At 69.7% G+C, this 14,137-nt stretch carries 13 protein-coding genes; 10 read left to right on the top strand and 3 right to left on the bottom strand.

Annotation, left to right across the window (positions count from 1 at the left end):
• The 3 genes from BLS81_RS15395 (at position 1) to BLS81_RS15385 (ending at position 3,799) form a co-directional block, all read left to right on the top strand.
• A complete protein-coding gene (locus tag BLS81_RS15395) occupies positions 1-699 on the top strand; it encodes an HAD family hydrolase (protein ID WP_093225194.1) in 699 nt (232 codons plus the stop codon).
• A gap of 71 nt (positions 700-770) precedes the next feature.
• The gene (locus BLS81_RS15390) at positions 771-1,994 is read left to right on the top strand and encodes a GGDEF domain-containing protein (RefSeq protein WP_093225193.1); all 1,224 of its coding nucleotides are present in this window, start codon (positions 771-773) and stop codon (positions 1,992-1,994) included.
• A gap of 482 nt (positions 1,995-2,476) precedes the next feature.
• Positions 2,477-3,799 (top strand): glycosyltransferase, encoded by a 1,323-nt coding sequence (locus BLS81_RS15385; RefSeq protein WP_093225191.1) that lies wholly within the window; start codon positions 2,477-2,479, stop codon positions 3,797-3,799.
• A 13-nt stretch (positions 3,800-3,812) separates the two neighbouring features.
• On the opposite strand, the gene BLS81_RS15380 is transcribed toward BLS81_RS15385, so the two are convergent.
• Complete coding sequence (locus BLS81_RS15380; RefSeq protein WP_093225477.1) at positions 3,813-4,514, bottom strand: hypothetical protein; 702 nt, start codon at positions 4,512-4,514, stop codon at positions 3,813-3,815.
• A 191-nt stretch (positions 4,515-4,705) separates the two neighbouring features.
• Here BLS81_RS15380 and BLS81_RS15375 point away from each other — a divergent pair, with 191 nt between their 5' ends.
• Positions 4,706-6,283, top strand: a complete 1,578-nt coding sequence (locus BLS81_RS15375; protein ID WP_093225189.1) for an amidase — start codon at positions 4,706-4,708, stop codon at positions 6,281-6,283.
• Positions 6,284-6,392: 109 nt separating this feature from the next.
• On the opposite strand, the gene BLS81_RS15370 is transcribed toward BLS81_RS15375, so the two are convergent.
• Positions 6,393-6,935: a hypothetical protein gene (locus BLS81_RS15370; protein ID WP_093225188.1), complete on the bottom strand. Its 543-nt coding sequence runs from the start codon at positions 6,933-6,935 to the stop codon at positions 6,393-6,395.
• A gap of 132 nt (positions 6,936-7,067) precedes the next feature.
• Between BLS81_RS15370 and BLS81_RS15365 the strand changes: the two genes are divergently transcribed.
• A complete protein-coding gene (locus BLS81_RS15365) occupies positions 7,068-7,433 on the top strand; it encodes a PRC-barrel domain-containing protein (RefSeq protein WP_093225475.1) in 366 nt (121 codons plus the stop codon).
• A 218-nt stretch (positions 7,434-7,651) separates the two neighbouring features.
• Here the strand turns inward: BLS81_RS15365 and BLS81_RS15360 are convergent, their stop codons facing one another.
• Positions 7,652-8,530 carry a tyrosine recombinase XerC gene (locus BLS81_RS15360; RefSeq protein ID WP_093225186.1) on the bottom strand — a complete coding sequence of 293 codons (879 nt, stop codon included), beginning with the start codon at positions 8,528-8,530 and terminating at the stop codon, positions 7,652-7,654.
• A 135-nt stretch (positions 8,531-8,665) separates the two neighbouring features.
• Here BLS81_RS15360 and BLS81_RS15355 point away from each other — a divergent pair, with 135 nt between their 5' ends.
• The 5 genes from BLS81_RS15355 (at position 8,666) to BLS81_RS15335 (ending at position 14,136) form a co-directional block, all read left to right on the top strand.
• Complete coding sequence (locus BLS81_RS15355) at positions 8,666-10,834, top strand: primosomal protein N' (protein ID WP_093225185.1); 2,169 nt, start codon at positions 8,666-8,668, stop codon at positions 10,832-10,834.
• 106 nt (positions 10,835-10,940) lie between these two features.
• Positions 10,941-12,518, top strand: a complete 1,578-nt coding sequence (locus tag BLS81_RS15350; protein WP_093225183.1) for a S1C family serine protease — start codon at positions 10,941-10,943, stop codon at positions 12,516-12,518.
• A gap of 55 nt (positions 12,519-12,573) precedes the next feature.
• Positions 12,574-13,473: an acetylglutamate kinase gene (gene argB / locus BLS81_RS15345; protein WP_093225182.1), complete on the top strand. Its 900-nt coding sequence runs from the start codon at positions 12,574-12,576 to the stop codon at positions 13,471-13,473.
• Between the two features lie 61 nt (positions 13,474-13,534).
• A complete protein-coding gene (locus BLS81_RS15340; RefSeq protein WP_256326273.1) occupies positions 13,535-13,846 on the top strand; it encodes a YggT family protein in 312 nt (103 codons plus the stop codon).
• Positions 13,813-14,136 (top strand): DUF167 family protein, encoded by a 324-nt coding sequence (locus tag BLS81_RS15335; protein WP_256326271.1) that lies wholly within the window; start codon positions 13,813-13,815, stop codon positions 14,134-14,136. The genes BLS81_RS15340 and BLS81_RS15335 overlap by 34 nt, the downstream gene beginning before the upstream one ends.
• The last annotated feature ends 1 nt before the right edge of the window (position 14,137 follow it).

Genomic DNA, 14,137 nt, shown 5'->3' with positions numbered 1-14,137 from the left:
ATGACCGACGTCGATCGCCAGATCGCGCGCACCAGCGAACTGCTCGACCGCACGCGCGACCGGGCCACCGCGCAGCGCCGCCGCGCGCGCGGCACCACCAGCCTCGCCAAGCGCGCGACGCTGATCGTGGGCGCCGATCTCGCGATTATCGTGGCGACGATCGTCGTCGGCTGGATCATGCCGATCGGCATGGGCGGCGCGCTCATCGTCGGCGCGCTGCTGCTCGCGGTGACGCTGATCCTCGCCTTCGCCCGGCTCGACACGCCGGTCGCGCCCGAGAGACTCGCGGAGGTGCCACTCAGGGCGCTGCCCGCGCGCACCGAGCAGTGGCTGGAGACGCAGCGCCCGGCGCTGCCCGCGCCCGCGCAGACGTTGCTCGACGGCATCGGCACGCGGCTCGACACACTTGCGCCGCAGCTCGCCACCCTCGACGAGCAGCAGCCCGCCGCGCTGGAGGTACGCAAATTGCTGGGCGAACAACTCCCCGAGCTGATCCGCGGCTATGCCCGCGTCCCCGAGCCGCTGCGCGCGCAGGCCCGCAACGGCAAGTCCCCCGACGCGCAGCTCGCCGACAGTCTCCGCCTGATCGACACCGAAATCCGCGAGATGACCGAACAGCTCGCCCAGGGCGATCTCGATGCGCTCGCCACCCGCGGTCGGTTCCTGGAAATCAAATATCGCGACGAGGGCGCCGTCTAGCGAACCACGCGCGTTAACCCTTTTTCGAGCGGCCCCGGTGTATATTCCGCCGCAGGAGGGGGCTTTCGGTCATGGATGGCGCGGTCTACGCTCTGATCGTCAATGCCTGCGCGGCGCTGCTGTTCGCGGTCGCCTTCGCCGTCATCCGCTTTTCCTATCACAGCCAGCGCGCGGTCGAATGGTTCTGCGTTAGCTACGCGCTCGTCATGCTGGCGCCGCTCAGCGAACTCGGCGTCCGCTTCAGCGCCTGGAGCCCGCTGTTCGTCGCGACGAGCTACGCGAGCCTGCTGCTTTCCACGCTGGCGACGCCGCTCGGCTTGGCGGCGATGTCGGGCCGCGCCTTGCCGTGGCGCGGGGCGGCGCTCATCCTCGTCTGCGGGGCGGTGCTGCGCGCGGCGATCTGGGGCGGCCATCGCAACGCCTTGCCCTATGAAATGGCGTTTCAGGCGCCGTTCGCCGCCGCCTCGGCGCTCTCGGCGTGGGTCGCGATCCGCACCGTGCGCGAACGCGGCGGCCGGTTATGGACGGCGGTGGCGATCCTGTTCGCGGTCAGCACCGTCTATTTCCTGGCGAAGCCGGTGTTCGCCAGCACCTTCGGCTCGGGCGCGAGCGCCCGGGAATACGCCAGCAGCAAATACGCCTTGTTCTCGCAGGCGACCGGCGGGTTGCTCCTCATCACCGTGGGGCTGCTCATCCTGCTCATCGCGGTCGAACAGGCGATGGGCCGCACCATTCTCGAATCCGAGACCGACCCGCTGACCGGCGTCGCCAATCGCCGTGGCTTCGAACGCGCCGCCGCGCGGATGATCGCCCATGCGGGGCGGACCCGCGAACCGCTCGCGCTGGCGATGTTCGATCTCGACCATTTCAAGCGCGTCAACGACACCTATGGCCACGCCGCCGGGGATGCGGTGATCCGCGCCTTCGCCGATCTGCTGCTGAAGATGGCGCCCCGCTCGGCGACGGTCGCCCGGCTCGGCGGCGAGGAGTTCGTGCTCCTGCTCGATCGCACCACGCTCAAAGGCGCGTGGCACGTCGCCACGGCGATCCGCAAGGCCCTGCCCGGCATCGCGCATCTGCCCAATATCACGGCGAGCGGCGGCATCGCCCAGTTGAAGCCGGGCGACACGCTGGCCACGCTGCTCGAACGTGCCGATCAACGCGCCTACGAAGCCAAATTCTCGGGCCGCGACCGCATCGTGCCCAACCCGCCCGGCGTGGTGAGCGCGCCCGTGCGCGCGGTGCCGGCGGAGGGGGCGCCAAAGGACGAGCCGAAGGATGCGGAGACGCGCTGAGGCAGGGCCAGCGCAGGCGGAAGAGAATCGTCGAAACACCACGCTATTACAAGGCTTGTTTCGCAAAATAATCTGATTCAAAAGCGATTCGTGCCCAACCCTGGGTACGCCGTCTTAACAAGCGAAAGGAGGTGATCCGATGTCTCATGGTTCAGCAATGGGGTCGGTTCAGTTCGTTCGGGGGACGCACCGCTAAGCTTCGCGGAGGCGACGGGGAGGATCATCTCCCATCCAACGTCGCGCCTTTCCGCTGAGGACTTGCGGTTCGCATGGTCTCCCAAGCTGGAGCTTCCGGCCGCTGACCATGTCAGGAGGTTGCCGGGTGCCGAAAGGCCCCGGCAGCCTCTTTTCATTTTCATACCATGTCTGCCGGGCTCGCTCGCCCGCCGCGCGCATCGCCGCCCCGCCGCCGGTCGCATTTCCCACTTCGGAACAATCCCGAGATTGACGATCGCCGCGCGATTCCACAGGAAGGCGGCGGCATGCGCAAGATTGTCCTAACCACCATCGGAACGCTCGGCGATCTGCATCCCTTCATCGCCATCGCGCAGGCGCTGCGCCGCCACGGTTTCGCGCCCGTGCTCGCGGTGGCGGAGGATCAGCTCGCCAAATGCCGCGCGGCGGGGATCGAGGCGGCGGCGGTGCTGCCGGGGTTCGATTCGGTCCAGCGCCGGCTCGGTCTCGCCGAGGACGAAGCCGTCAAGCGCATCATGGGCGACCAGATCGAGATGCTCGATCAGGTGCTGCTCCCGGCCCTGCCCGCCTGCATCGACAAGCTCGAAACGGTCGCCGCCGGCGCCGAGGCGATCATCGCCTCCACCTTCGTGTTCGCCGCCCCGATCGTCGCGGAGAAGCACGGCATACCGTTGATCTCGGTGGTGTTGCAGCCGATGGCGATGCTGTCCGCGTACGATCCGCCCTGCACCCCCGATTTCTGGATGATGAAGCACGCGCCCAACAGCGTCGTCGGCCGGCTGTGGAACCGCGCGGTGTACGGCACGATGCGTGTCGCGGTGCAGCTCAAATGCGGGCCGGAGGTCGATCGCGCCCGCGCCGCCCAGCGCCTGCCGCGCAAGAGCGCGCGGCGGCTGCTCGAGGCGAGCGAACGCTCGGCGCTGACGCTCGCCACCTATTCGCGCCATTTCAGCCCACTCCCACCCGACGCGCCCGCCAATGCCCGGCTGGTCGGCTTCCCGATCTTCGACAGCCAGAGCGGCGCCGAGGAAACGCTCGATCCCGCGCTTGCCGCCTTCCTCGCCGATGGCCCCGCGCCGATCATCTTCACGCTCGGCAGCTTCGCGGTCCATTGCCCCGGCAATTTCTACGCCGAGGCGGCGGCGGCGGCGCGTGCGCTCGGGCGGCGCGCGGTGCTGCTCACCGGGCATGGCGCGCCGCGCCGCGACGGCGACATCTTCCGCTGCGCCTATGCGCCGCACTCGCTGCTGTTCCCGGCGGCGGCGGCGGTGGTCCATCACGGTGGCGCCGGCACCACCGGCCAGGCGCTGCGCGCCGGCAAGCCGCAGCTCGTCGTGCCGCACATGGGCGACCAATATGATCACGGCCAGCGGATCGAGCGGCTCGGCGTCGGCCTGTCGATGAAGGCGCACCGCTTCACCGCGACGCGCGCCGCGCGCATGATCGCCCGCCTGCTCGACGATCCCGCTTATGCCGCCGCCGCCGCCCGGATCGGCGCGCAGGTCGCGCGCGAAAACGGTGCCGACGCGGCCGCCGCCGCGATCGCCGAAGCGCTCGGCCCGGCCCGCGTACCCGCGCGCACCTTCGTCCCCCGCCTCGCGATGGCCTGACGCGGCGCGGGCGTCAGCCCCGCCGCCCCGCCGCCGCCGCCAGCCCGGCGGGATGATGCGGCGAAGGCTGCACCTCTCCCGCATCCGCCCAGTCCCGGCTGCGCGGCAGCCAGGGGTTGAGGAACAGCAGCGGCAGCTTCACGAACAGCAATTCGCGGTGGATCCAGAAGTCGATCAGCTTCTCGCGCCGCCGCGCCTGCCGCCGGCCGGTGCGCGCGAGCCAGTCCTGATACGGCTGCCAGTGGCTCGGCTCGTCGCGCTCGACGATCCGGAAGATCTTCATCAGCACGGGATCGGAGCGAACCAGCCGCGATCTCAACAGCACCTCGACCTGTTTCATGCCCCGCATCTCGGTGAGCATGATGACCCGGCACAGCCGCTCGAACATCGCCTCGCTCGCGATCACCGCCTGCGTGTCGAGCGCGTCGATGGTCGATCCGAACACGATCTCGACGAAACGGTCGATATGCCCGCACGCGCGGCCCACCGACAGCGGCATGCACCCGCGCAGTTCGAACCAGCGCCGGAACATCACATAATGTTTGCGCTCGTCGGCACGATGCTTGCGGATCGCGGCGATGAACGCGGCGTCGTCGGGGCAATGCGCCCGCACCGCCTCCAGCACGCGGTCGATGCTCGTATAGCCGCGATGCTCGTTGTAGATGTAGATCGATCCGAGCACGTCGAGATAGCGGCGTCTTAGGGCGTCGAACATCGTCGGTTGTGTCACCCTTTCAGGGCCGCGCGCGGCCGTCTCTCCGATGCCTCTTCGGGCTTTCGCCCACGATAGCATCGTCGCGGCGCGCTGCACCATCCTTTCTGCCGGCTTGCCGGATCGATCGGCCGGCCGCATGATCGCCGCGCTCTTGCCGCGACGGCCGAGCTGCGCGCGGCGGGGAGAAAACGATGCGTCTTGGAGTGTTCATGCTCGCGGTCGCCACCGCCGCGCCGCTTGCCGCACAGACGCGCGTCGAGGAAATCTCGATCGCCGAACTGGATGCGCGCCTCGCCGCCGGCAAGGCGACCAGCCAGGGTCTGACCCGCGCCTATCTCGCGCGCATCGCGGCGATGGACCGCAAGGGTCCGGCGCTCCACGCGGTGATCGCGCTCAACCCCGATGCGCTGGCGGCGGCGCGCGCGAGCGACGCGCGCCGCCGCGCCGGCCACCCGCTCGGCCCGCTCGACGGCATACCGGTGCTCATCAAGGACAATATCGAAACCGCCGATCCAATCGCCACCACTGCCGGCAGCCTCGCGCTCAAGGACAATGTCACCCGCCGCGATGCGCCGGTGGTCGCGCGGCTGCGCGCAGGCGGCGCGGTGATCCTCGGCAAGACCAACCTGTCCGAATGGGCCAACATCCGCTCGAACCATTCGATGAGCGGCTGGAGCGCGGTCGGCGGGCTGGTCCGCAACCCCTATGCGCTCGATCGTACCGCCTGCGGCTCGTCGAGCGGATCGGGCGCGGCGGTCGCGGCGAGCTTCGCGGCGGCGGCGGTCGGCACCGAGACCGACGGATCGGTGGTGTGCCCTTCGGCGATGAACGGGCTGGTCGGGCTGAAGCCGACGCTGGGCCTCGTCAGCCGCACCCATGTCGTGCCGATCAGCCACAGCCAGGACACGCCGGGCCCGATGGCGCGCGGCGTCGCGGACGTCGCGATCCTGCTCGACGGGATGGTCGGCTTCGACCCCGCCGATCCGGCCAGCCGCAACATCCAGTATGTCGCGGCGCATTCCTACGCCGCCGACCTCAAGCGCGCGAGCCTGCGCGGGGTTCGCATCGCGGTGCTCCACCCCGATATGCCCGAGGCGATGGAGCCGGCCTATGCCGCCGCGCTCGCCGTACTCAAAGCGCAGGGCGCGGTGCTGGTGGATGTCGACATGCCCAAGCTCGACGGTCTCGGCGAGGCGGAGACGCAAGTGCTCCATACCGAACTCAAGGCCGATCTCGACGCCTATCTCGCCACCACGCCGGCAACCGTGAAGACGCGCACGCTCGCCGACGTGATCGCCTTCAACCAGGCCAACGCCACGGCGGAAATGCCGTTCTTCGGACAGGAGACGTTTCTCGAAGCCGCCAAGACCAACGGCCTCGCCGATCCCGAGTATCTCGGCGCGCTCGCCAAATCCCGGCGGCTCGCCGGCAAGCAGGGTATCGACGCGATGCTCGCGCAGGCGAACGCGACGCTGATCGTCGCGCCGACCTACGGCCTGCCGTGGCTCAGCGACACCGTCTCCGGCGACGGCGGCGAAGGCCCGAGCGCGAGCCAGTTGCCGGCGGTCTCCGGCTATCCGCACCTCACCGTGCCGATGGGCCTCGTCAAAGGGCTGCCGGTCGGCCTGTCGTTCATCGCCACCGCGATGGGCGACCAGACCGTGCTCGATGCGGGCTATGTCTACGAACAGGCGTCACACGCCCGCGTCGCGCCGCGCTATCTGCCGGCCGCCGATGTGGTGCCGGGCGTAGCGCACGATCATGAATAGCCCATAACGCCACCCCAACCCGTTCGGGTCGAGCGAAGTCGAGACACATCGCGCAAGCTCGGCCACACGCCCCTCGACTTCGCTCGGGACGAACGGATCGTAAAGCGCGTTACGTCCGGCAATCCTCGGTGACGCGCCCGATCTCGGCCCAGGCCGGGATCACCAGTGTCGGATAACCCGCCTGCTCGATCACGAACCGCCCGCGGCTGAACGCCATCGCGTCGAGCAGCGAATCGCGCGGCGTCAGCGCGACCGCCAAATAGGGCGTCGCGCCCCCGGTCGGGGTGAGGCTCAGCGTGCGCGCGGTGCTGGTGGTGCGGATCGTCGCGGCCCCCGCACCCCCTGCGCCGGCGCGCGACAGATAGACCATCCGCGCACCCGCGTCGCAGCGCAGCGTCAGCACCGCGTCGGAGCCGGGCATGCCGTATAGCGCAAGCGATCCGCGCGCGTCGCGCCGGTACACCCAGTCGCCCGGCGTCAGCGGCCAATCGCGCCAGTCCGACGTCGCGGGCGGCGGCGGCGCGGACGGGGGCGGCGGCGCGACCGGCCGGGCCGCCACCACCGGCGCGGGGCGTGGCGGCGGCGGGGCCGGCGCGACGCATCCTGCCACGGCGAGACTGAGGGCGACGGCGGAGAGGAAACATGCGCGCATTCCCGCGCTATGGGGGATGCGCGCGCGCGGCTCAACCATTCGCGTCGCGCGCACGACGAAATGCCGCGCCGCCACGATCAGGAACCGCGAGCGCCACCCGGCCGTTACGCAACCGACACAGAGGGATTTCCGATGACAGACCAACCCGCCACGCAATTGCTGATCTCCTCGAACCGCAGCGACGCGATGAAGGTGCGCAGCCGCGACGGCGAACGCATCGGGTCGGTCCACGCCTTCATGATCGACAAGCGCAGCGGCCACGCGCTCTACGCGGTGCTGACGATCGGCGGCTTCCTCGGCATGGGCAAGGCGTTCTACCCGCTACCCTTCGCGCTGCTCGATTTCGATCCCGTCGCCGACGCCTATGTCGTCACGATCGACCGCCGCGTGCTCGAAGGCGGCCCGAGCTGGGCCAACAACGCCCCCGATTTCGACCAGGCCTATGCCGATCGCGTCGCCAGTTACTATTCGGTGCCGGCTGAGAATTTGGCGGTGTAACCGCCTTCGGACAAAAAAGTCCCGTTCGTGCTGAGCCTGTCGAAGCACGTGCCCCGCACCCGCTGTCACCTGCGGCACGCCCTTCGACACGCTCAGGGCGAACGGACGGGCAAATAGTACGTCCGCGAACGCTCAGACAGACAGCGCCGCAGGCAATCTCACTCTTTTCTTCTTCTCTCCGCGCCTCCGCGCCTCCGCGTGCGAAAACGCCCCGCCCGTCACGCCCGAGGATGCGCATTCCGATACACATCGAGCAGATGCGCCGCATCGACCGCCGTATAGATCTGCGTCGACCCCAGGCTCGCATGCCCGAGCAGCTCCTGCAACGCGCGCAGATCGGCTCCGCGCCCGAGCAGATGCGTCGCGAAACTGTGCCGCAGCGCGTGCGGCGTCGTCCGCTCGGGCAGCCCCAGCCGCACCCGCGCCTTCTGCACCGCGCGGCGGATCAGCCCGGGCGCGAGCGGCCCGCCCTTCGCGCCGCGAAACAGCGGCGCCTCGCGCCCAAGCGCATAGGGACAGAGCGCGACATAGTCCTCCACCGCCGCGCGCACCTGCGGCAGCAGCGGCACGATCCGCGTCTTGGCGCGCTTGCCGGTGACGACCAAGGTCTCGCCGAGCGGCAGCGCCGCGCCGGTAAGCCCGACCGCCTCGCCGATCCGCAGCCCCGCGCCGTACAGCAGCAGTAGCACCGCGAGATCGCGCGCGCCGATCCACGCTTCGTCACGATCCTCGGCGACCTCGTCGGCGAGCGCGACCGCCTCGTCGGGCGAGATCGGGCGCGGCACGCCCTTCTTGACGCGCGGCCCGGCAAGGCGCGGCACCGCGACACCCGCGAAGCCAAGGAACGCGCGCACCGCCGAGAGCTCGCGCGCCGCCGAGGCGTTGCCGATCCCGCCGCCCGTGTCGGCGCCACGCCGCATCGCCAGAAACGCGCGCAGATCGGCGGCGGTCAGCGCCTCCAACACTGGCGGCCCGCCGGTGTGCGCCTGCAGGAAGGCGAGCAACCGCTCCGCCGTCGCCTGATATGCGCGCACCGTATGCGTCGAGCGCAGCCGGTCACGCGCGAGATGCTCGGCAAAGACCTGGGGGAGGGTCATGTGTGTTGTTTACAACAACCCGTCGCCCCGGCGAAGCCTGTCCTGAGCGGCTGGCTTGCCAGCCGCTCAGGACAGGCTTCGCCGGGGCGACGGACAAGTCGCCTTTTCCCGCACCACCTCCTAAATACCCCCAGAATGTCCCGCGCCCGCGTCCTCGTCATGAACTCCGCGCTCGGCCCGCTCGATTACCGCGTGCCGCACGGCATGCGCGTCGAGCCGGGCTCGGTCGTGGTCGCGCCGCTCGGGCCGCGCCAGTTGCTCGGCATCGTGTGGGAACCCGATCGCATGCCGTCGGACGCCGAGGTCGGCGACAACCGGCTGCGCAACCTGCTCGCGGTGCTGCCGGTACCCCCGCTCGCCGCCCCTTTGCGGCGGCTGATCGAATGGACCGCAGACTATTATCTCGCCGCCCCCGCCGCGGTCGCGCGGATGGCGCTCGCCTCGACCTCGGCGCTCGAAGGCGCCAAGCTCGTCACCGAATATCGCGCCACCGGCGAAGTGCCCGATCGGCTCACCCCGCAACGCGAACAGGCGCTCGAACGGATCGGCGCGCATCAGGGCCTGATCCGCGAACTCGCCACGATCGCCGACGTGTCCGACGCGGTGATCCGCGGCCTCGTCAAGACCGGCGCGATCGAGGCCGTGTCGGTCGATATCGACCAGCCCTTCCCCATCCCCGACCCCGCCCACGGCGCCCCCGCGCTCAGCGCCGACCAGCGCGCCGCCGCCGCCACGCTCGTCGCCGATGTCGATGCGAGCCGCTTCCAGCCCACCCTGCTCGACGGCGTGACCGGATCGGGCAAGACCGAAGTCTATTTCGAGGCGGTCGCCGCCGCCATCGCGCAAGGCAAGCAGACGCTCGTCCTGCTTCCCGAGATCGCGCTGACCGAACCCTTTCTCAAGCGCTTCGCCGCGCGCTTCGGCTGCGCGCCGGTCGCGTGGCACTCGGGCTTGCGCCAATCGCAACGCCGCCGCGCCTGGCGGCAGATCGCTGACGGTCAGGCGCTGGTCACGGTCGGGGCGCGCTCGGCGCTGTTCCTCCCCTACGCCAATCTCGGCCTCATCATCGTCGATGAAGCGCATGAGACCAGCTTCAAGCAGGAGGAAGGCGTCCATTATCACGCGCGCGATGTCGCGGTGATGCGTGGCAAATTCGAAAGCTGCCCGGTCATCCTCGCCTCGGCCACGCCCGCGATCGAAACCCGCCAGCAGGTCGCCGCCGGCCGCTACGCCGAGGTCAAGCTGCCCGGCCGCTGGGGCGCCGCCGAAATGCCGTCGATCGCACCGATCGACCTGATCGCCGAACCGCCCGAACGCGGCCGCTGGATCGCGCCGCGTCTGGTCAAGGCGATCGAAGAGACGCTCGGCCGCCGCGAACAGGCGCTCTTGTTCCTCAACCGGCGCGGCTATGCGCCGCTGACGCTCTGCCGAACCTGCGGCCACCGCTTCCAATGCCCGAACTGCACGTCGTGGATGGTCGAGCACCGGCTGGTGCGCCGGCTCGCCTGCCACCACTGCGGCCATACCGAACCGGTGCCGCGCGTCTGCCCCGAATGCGGCACCGAGGATACTTTGGTGCCGGTCGGCCCCGGCGTCGAGCGCATCGCCGACGAGGTCAAACTGCTCTTTCCCGAAGCCAAGGTCGCGGTCGTCACCTCGGACACGATCTGGTCCCCCGCCAAGGCCGCCGAATTCGTCGGCCGGATGGAGGCGCACGACATCGACCTGATCGTCGGCACGCAATTGGTGACGAAGGGCTATCATTTCCCCAATTTGACCCTGGTCGGGGTGATCGACGCCGATCTCGGCCTCGAAGGCGGCGACCTGCGCGCGAGCGAGCGCACCTTCCAGCAGATCATGCAGGTCGCCGGGCGCGCTGGGCGCGGCGCCAAGCCCGGCCACGTCTATCTCCAGACGCACAGCCCGAACGCCGGCGTGATGCGCGCGCTCATCACCGGCGATGCCGAGGCGTTCTACGCGGCCGAGACCGAGAACCGCCGCGAAGCCGGCGCGCCGCCGTTCGGCCGCTTCGCGGCGATCGTCGTGTCGAGCGAGGACCAGGCGGCGGCGCAGGAGGCGGCCAAGGCGATCGGCCGCGCCGCGCCGAACATCGAGGCGATGCACGTCTACGGCCCCGCCCCCGCCCCGCTCGCGATGCTGCGCGGCCGCCACCGCTTCCGCCTGCTCGTCCACGCCAAACGCGCGCTCGACGTGCAGGACGTGATCCGCACCTGGCTCGGCGGCGTGGACTGGTCGGCCAAGGTGCGCGTGGTGGTGGATGTGGACCCGTATAATTTCCTGTGAGCTGGCGCGCCGCGAACCGGTTTTTGGGGCGAGCGATCGCTGCGGCGCGATACCGCGCGTGCTTTTGGCCTGTCCTACACCGCCGCTTCCTGTCAAAATTGGGGCGATGACCATTCCATCCCGCTCACGCCCCACGCGCCGCTCGCCCGTGCGCGTTCTAGGCAACCTTAGCCACTTTTGCGCGCTCCTGCTCGCGCTGCTGACGCTCGCCGCCCCCGCCCACGCCGACGATATCGGCGCGACCGCGCGCGGCGTCGTGCGCGTCGTCACGATCGCGATGGTCGATGGCGAAGTCGTCGGTTTCGGCCACGGCAGCGGCTTCGCCGTCGCGCCGAACCGCATCGTCACCAACGCGCATGTCGTCGAACTCGCGCAGAAATACCCCGACAACGTCGTCGTCGGCGTCGTCCCGTCGGAGGGCAGCAAGAGCTACGAAGGCAAGGTGATCGCGCTCGACGCCAAACGCGATCTCGCGATCGTCGAATTCACCGGCGGCCGGCTCCCGCCCACGACGATCTACAGTGGCCCGATCGACGAGGGCAGCGCCGTCACCGCGCTCGGCTATCCCGGCAACGTCGATCTCGCCACCGCGCAATCGGCGACCGATTACATCCACCCGCTCACGCCGATCCGCACCGAAGGCGTGTTCTCCGGGCGGCGGATCATGACCGGTGTGCAGGTGCTGCTCCACACCGCCGGCATCGCGCGCGGCAATTCGGGCGGCCCGCTGCTCGATCCGTGCGGGCGCGTGCTCGGCGTCAACTCGGCGATCACGCATGGCGACGAGGGCGACACCAGCTTCGGCTTCGCGATCGCCGACAGCGAGTTGACCGCGTTCCTCGCCGCCGCCAACCAGCCGTACGGCGCGGTCGGTTTGCCGTGCACCAGCCTCGCCGACACGCTGAAGCGCGACAGCGACGCCGACGCGCAGGCGAACGCGCAGGCCGAGGCGGCGAAGCGCGACGCCGCCGCCAAATCCGCCGCCGCGCGCGAAGCCGCGCTCGCCAAGGCGCGCGCCGATGTCGAGAACAACCGCGAGGACGTGATGGCGCTGGCCGCGGTGCTGCTCGTGCTCGGCGCGCTCGGTGTCGGCGGCGCGGGGCTGCTCGAAGTGCGCGGCGAACGGCGCTGGGCGATTGGCGTCGGCGCGGGCGGCGTGCTGCTGATGGTCGCGGCGGCGATCGTGTTCCTCAACCGCCCGACCGGCGAACCCGTGCTGCCGCCCGAGACGGTGGCGGTCGCGACGCCGGCCCCGCCCGCCGGCGAAGCGGCGGCCGGCAAGTTGCTCTGCTCGGTCGTGCCCGAACGCAGCCGCATCGTCTCGTCCTCGACCGAGGACGTGAAGCTCGATTGGGGCGCGGACGGCTGCATGAACGGCCGCACGCAATATGCCGAGGACGGGGCGAAGTGGGACCGGTTCCTCGTTCCGAACGAGGAGCAGACCGCGTCGCTGCTCCAGTTCGATCCCGCGACCAGAACCTACACTGCGCTACGCTACTTCCTCGGCGCGGACCAGATGGACGCGCTGCGCAAGATCCGCTCGCAGATCCCGCTCAAGGCCTGTTCGGCCGATCCCGCCGCGCGCGCCGCGCTCGCCACGCAGCAGGGCGCGATCCGCGCGGCTTTGCCCGCCTATCCCAACGAGAAGATCGTCTATCGCTGCACCGCCGATACGACGCCGTGATTTCCGCGCGCACGCCCCCTACTCAGCGCACGCGGAAGCCTGTAAGCGGCGCGGCATGACCGATCACACGCCCCACGCCTCGCTGCTCGCCAAGGCCGAAACGCTCGTCGAGGCGCTGCCCTATATGCAGCTCCACGAAGGCACGACCTTCGTCATCAAATATGGCGGCCACGCGATGGGCGATCCCGAGGCGGCGCGCGATTTCGCCGAGGACGTCGTGCTGATGAAGGCGGTCGGCATCAATCCGGTCGTCGTCCACGGCGGCGGGCCGCAGATCGGCGCGATGCTCAAGCGGCTCGGCGTCGAATCGCGCTTCGTCGATGGCCTGCGCGTCACCGACGCCGAGACCGCACGGATCGCCGAAATGGTGCTGGCGGGGTCGATCAACAAGGAGATCGTCGGCTGGATCGATCAGGCCGGCGGCCGCGCGGTCGGCATTTCGGGACGCGACGCCAATTTCGTCACCGCGGAGAAGGTCGGTCGCTCCACCCCGGACAAGCTCCAGGGCATCGAACGCCATGTCGATCTCGGCTTCGTCGGCGAACCCGTCGCGGTCGACCGGCGCATCATCGATACGCTCTCCGACGCGGGTGTGATCCCGGTGATCGCTCCGATCGCGCACGGCACCGACGGCCAGACCTACAACATCAACGCCGATACGATGGCCGGCGCGATCGCCGCCGCGCTCGGCGCGAAGCGCTTCTTCCTGCTCACCGACGTGGCGGGCGTGCTCGACAAGAACAAGGAACTCGTGACCGATCTCGATCCCGCCGGTGTCGCCGCGCTGCGCGCCGATGGCACGATCAGCGGCGGCATGATCCCCAAGCTCGAAACCTGCGTGATGGCGGTCGAGCAGGGCGTCGAGGCGGCGGTGATCCTCGATGGGCGGGTGCCGCACGCGATGCTGCTCGAAATCTTCACCAAGCGCGGCGCGGGTACGCTCGTCCACGCGTAAACTGTCGCGCGGGCGCGCTGTCTAAGCTACTATCGGTCGATCGCAGCGTCGGGAGATTTCGTTGGCCTCGTTTTTCATCATGTTGCTCAACATCGTCCAGATCCTGCTGGACGTGGCGAGCTTCATCATCATCGCGCAGTTCATCGTGTCGATCCTGATCTCGTTCAACGTGGTCAACACGAGCAACGAGGTGGTGCGCTCGCTCGATCGCGGGCTGAGCGTCATCACCGAGCCGGTGTACCGGCCGATCCGCCGCATGCTGCCGAACACCGGCGCGATCGATTTCGCGCCGCTGGTCGTGCTCATCATCATCCGAATCCTCGATCTCGCGGTGCTGCCGTGGCTGTATGGTCTGGCGGTATCGGCGGGTTGAGCGCGTGGCGGCATAGCGGCGACGGCATCGACATCGCCGTCCGGGTGACGCCGCGTGGGGGCCGCGAGGCGCTCGGACGGGGCACGGACGCGCATTTCGCGGCGCGGATCGCCGCCGCGCCGGTGGACGGCGCCGCCAATGCCGCGCTGCTCGCGCTCGTCGCGCGCGAGTTCGGCGTCGCGAAGCGGTCGGTGACGCTGACCGGCGGTGCCACCGCACGGCTCAAGCGTCTGCACATCACGGGCGATCCAGCGGCGCTGGGGGTGATCGCCCAGGAGCGAATGGGGTGAC

The organism is Sphingomonas sp. NFR15, assembly GCF_900103265.1.
GTDB classification, from domain to species: Bacteria; Pseudomonadota; Alphaproteobacteria; order Sphingomonadales; family Sphingomonadaceae; genus Sphingomonas; species Sphingomonas pollutisoli.
The sequence above is the reverse complement of the archived record's forward strand: the minus strand, read 5'-3'. Positions and strand labels throughout refer to the sequence as shown.

What these genes read in the sequence shown, in the direction of transcription:
- BLS81_RS15395 (WP_093225194.1), top strand. Translation starts at nt 1, where the DNA reads ATGACCGACGTCGATCGCCAGATCGCGCGCACCAGCGAACTGCTCGAC.
- BLS81_RS15390 (WP_093225193.1), top strand. Translation starts at nt 771, where the DNA reads ATGGATGGCGCGGTCTACGCTCTGATCGTCAATGCCTGCGCGGCGCTG.
- BLS81_RS15385 (WP_093225191.1), top strand. Translation starts at nt 2,477, where the DNA reads ATGCGCAAGATTGTCCTAACCACCATCGGAACGCTCGGCGATCTGCAT.
- BLS81_RS15380 (WP_093225477.1), bottom strand. Translation starts at nt 4,514, where the DNA reads ATGTTCGACGCCCTAAGACGCCGCTATCTCGACGTGCTCGGATCGATC.
- BLS81_RS15375 (WP_093225189.1), top strand. Translation starts at nt 4,706, where the DNA reads ATGCGTCTTGGAGTGTTCATGCTCGCGGTCGCCACCGCCGCGCCGCTT.
- BLS81_RS15370 (WP_093225188.1), bottom strand. Translation starts at nt 6,935, where the DNA reads ATGCGCGCATGTTTCCTCTCCGCCGTCGCCCTCAGTCTCGCCGTGGCA.
- BLS81_RS15365 (WP_093225475.1), top strand. Translation starts at nt 7,068, where the DNA reads ATGACAGACCAACCCGCCACGCAATTGCTGATCTCCTCGAACCGCAGC.
- BLS81_RS15360 (WP_093225186.1), bottom strand. Translation starts at nt 8,530, where the DNA reads ATGACCCTCCCCCAGGTCTTTGCCGAGCATCTCGCGCGTGACCGGCTG.
- BLS81_RS15355 (WP_093225185.1), top strand. Translation starts at nt 8,666, where the DNA reads ATGTCCCGCGCCCGCGTCCTCGTCATGAACTCCGCGCTCGGCCCGCTC.
- BLS81_RS15350 (WP_093225183.1), top strand. Translation starts at nt 10,941, where the DNA reads ATGACCATTCCATCCCGCTCACGCCCCACGCGCCGCTCGCCCGTGCGC.
- argB (WP_093225182.1), top strand. Translation starts at nt 12,574, where the DNA reads ATGACCGATCACACGCCCCACGCCTCGCTGCTCGCCAAGGCCGAAACG.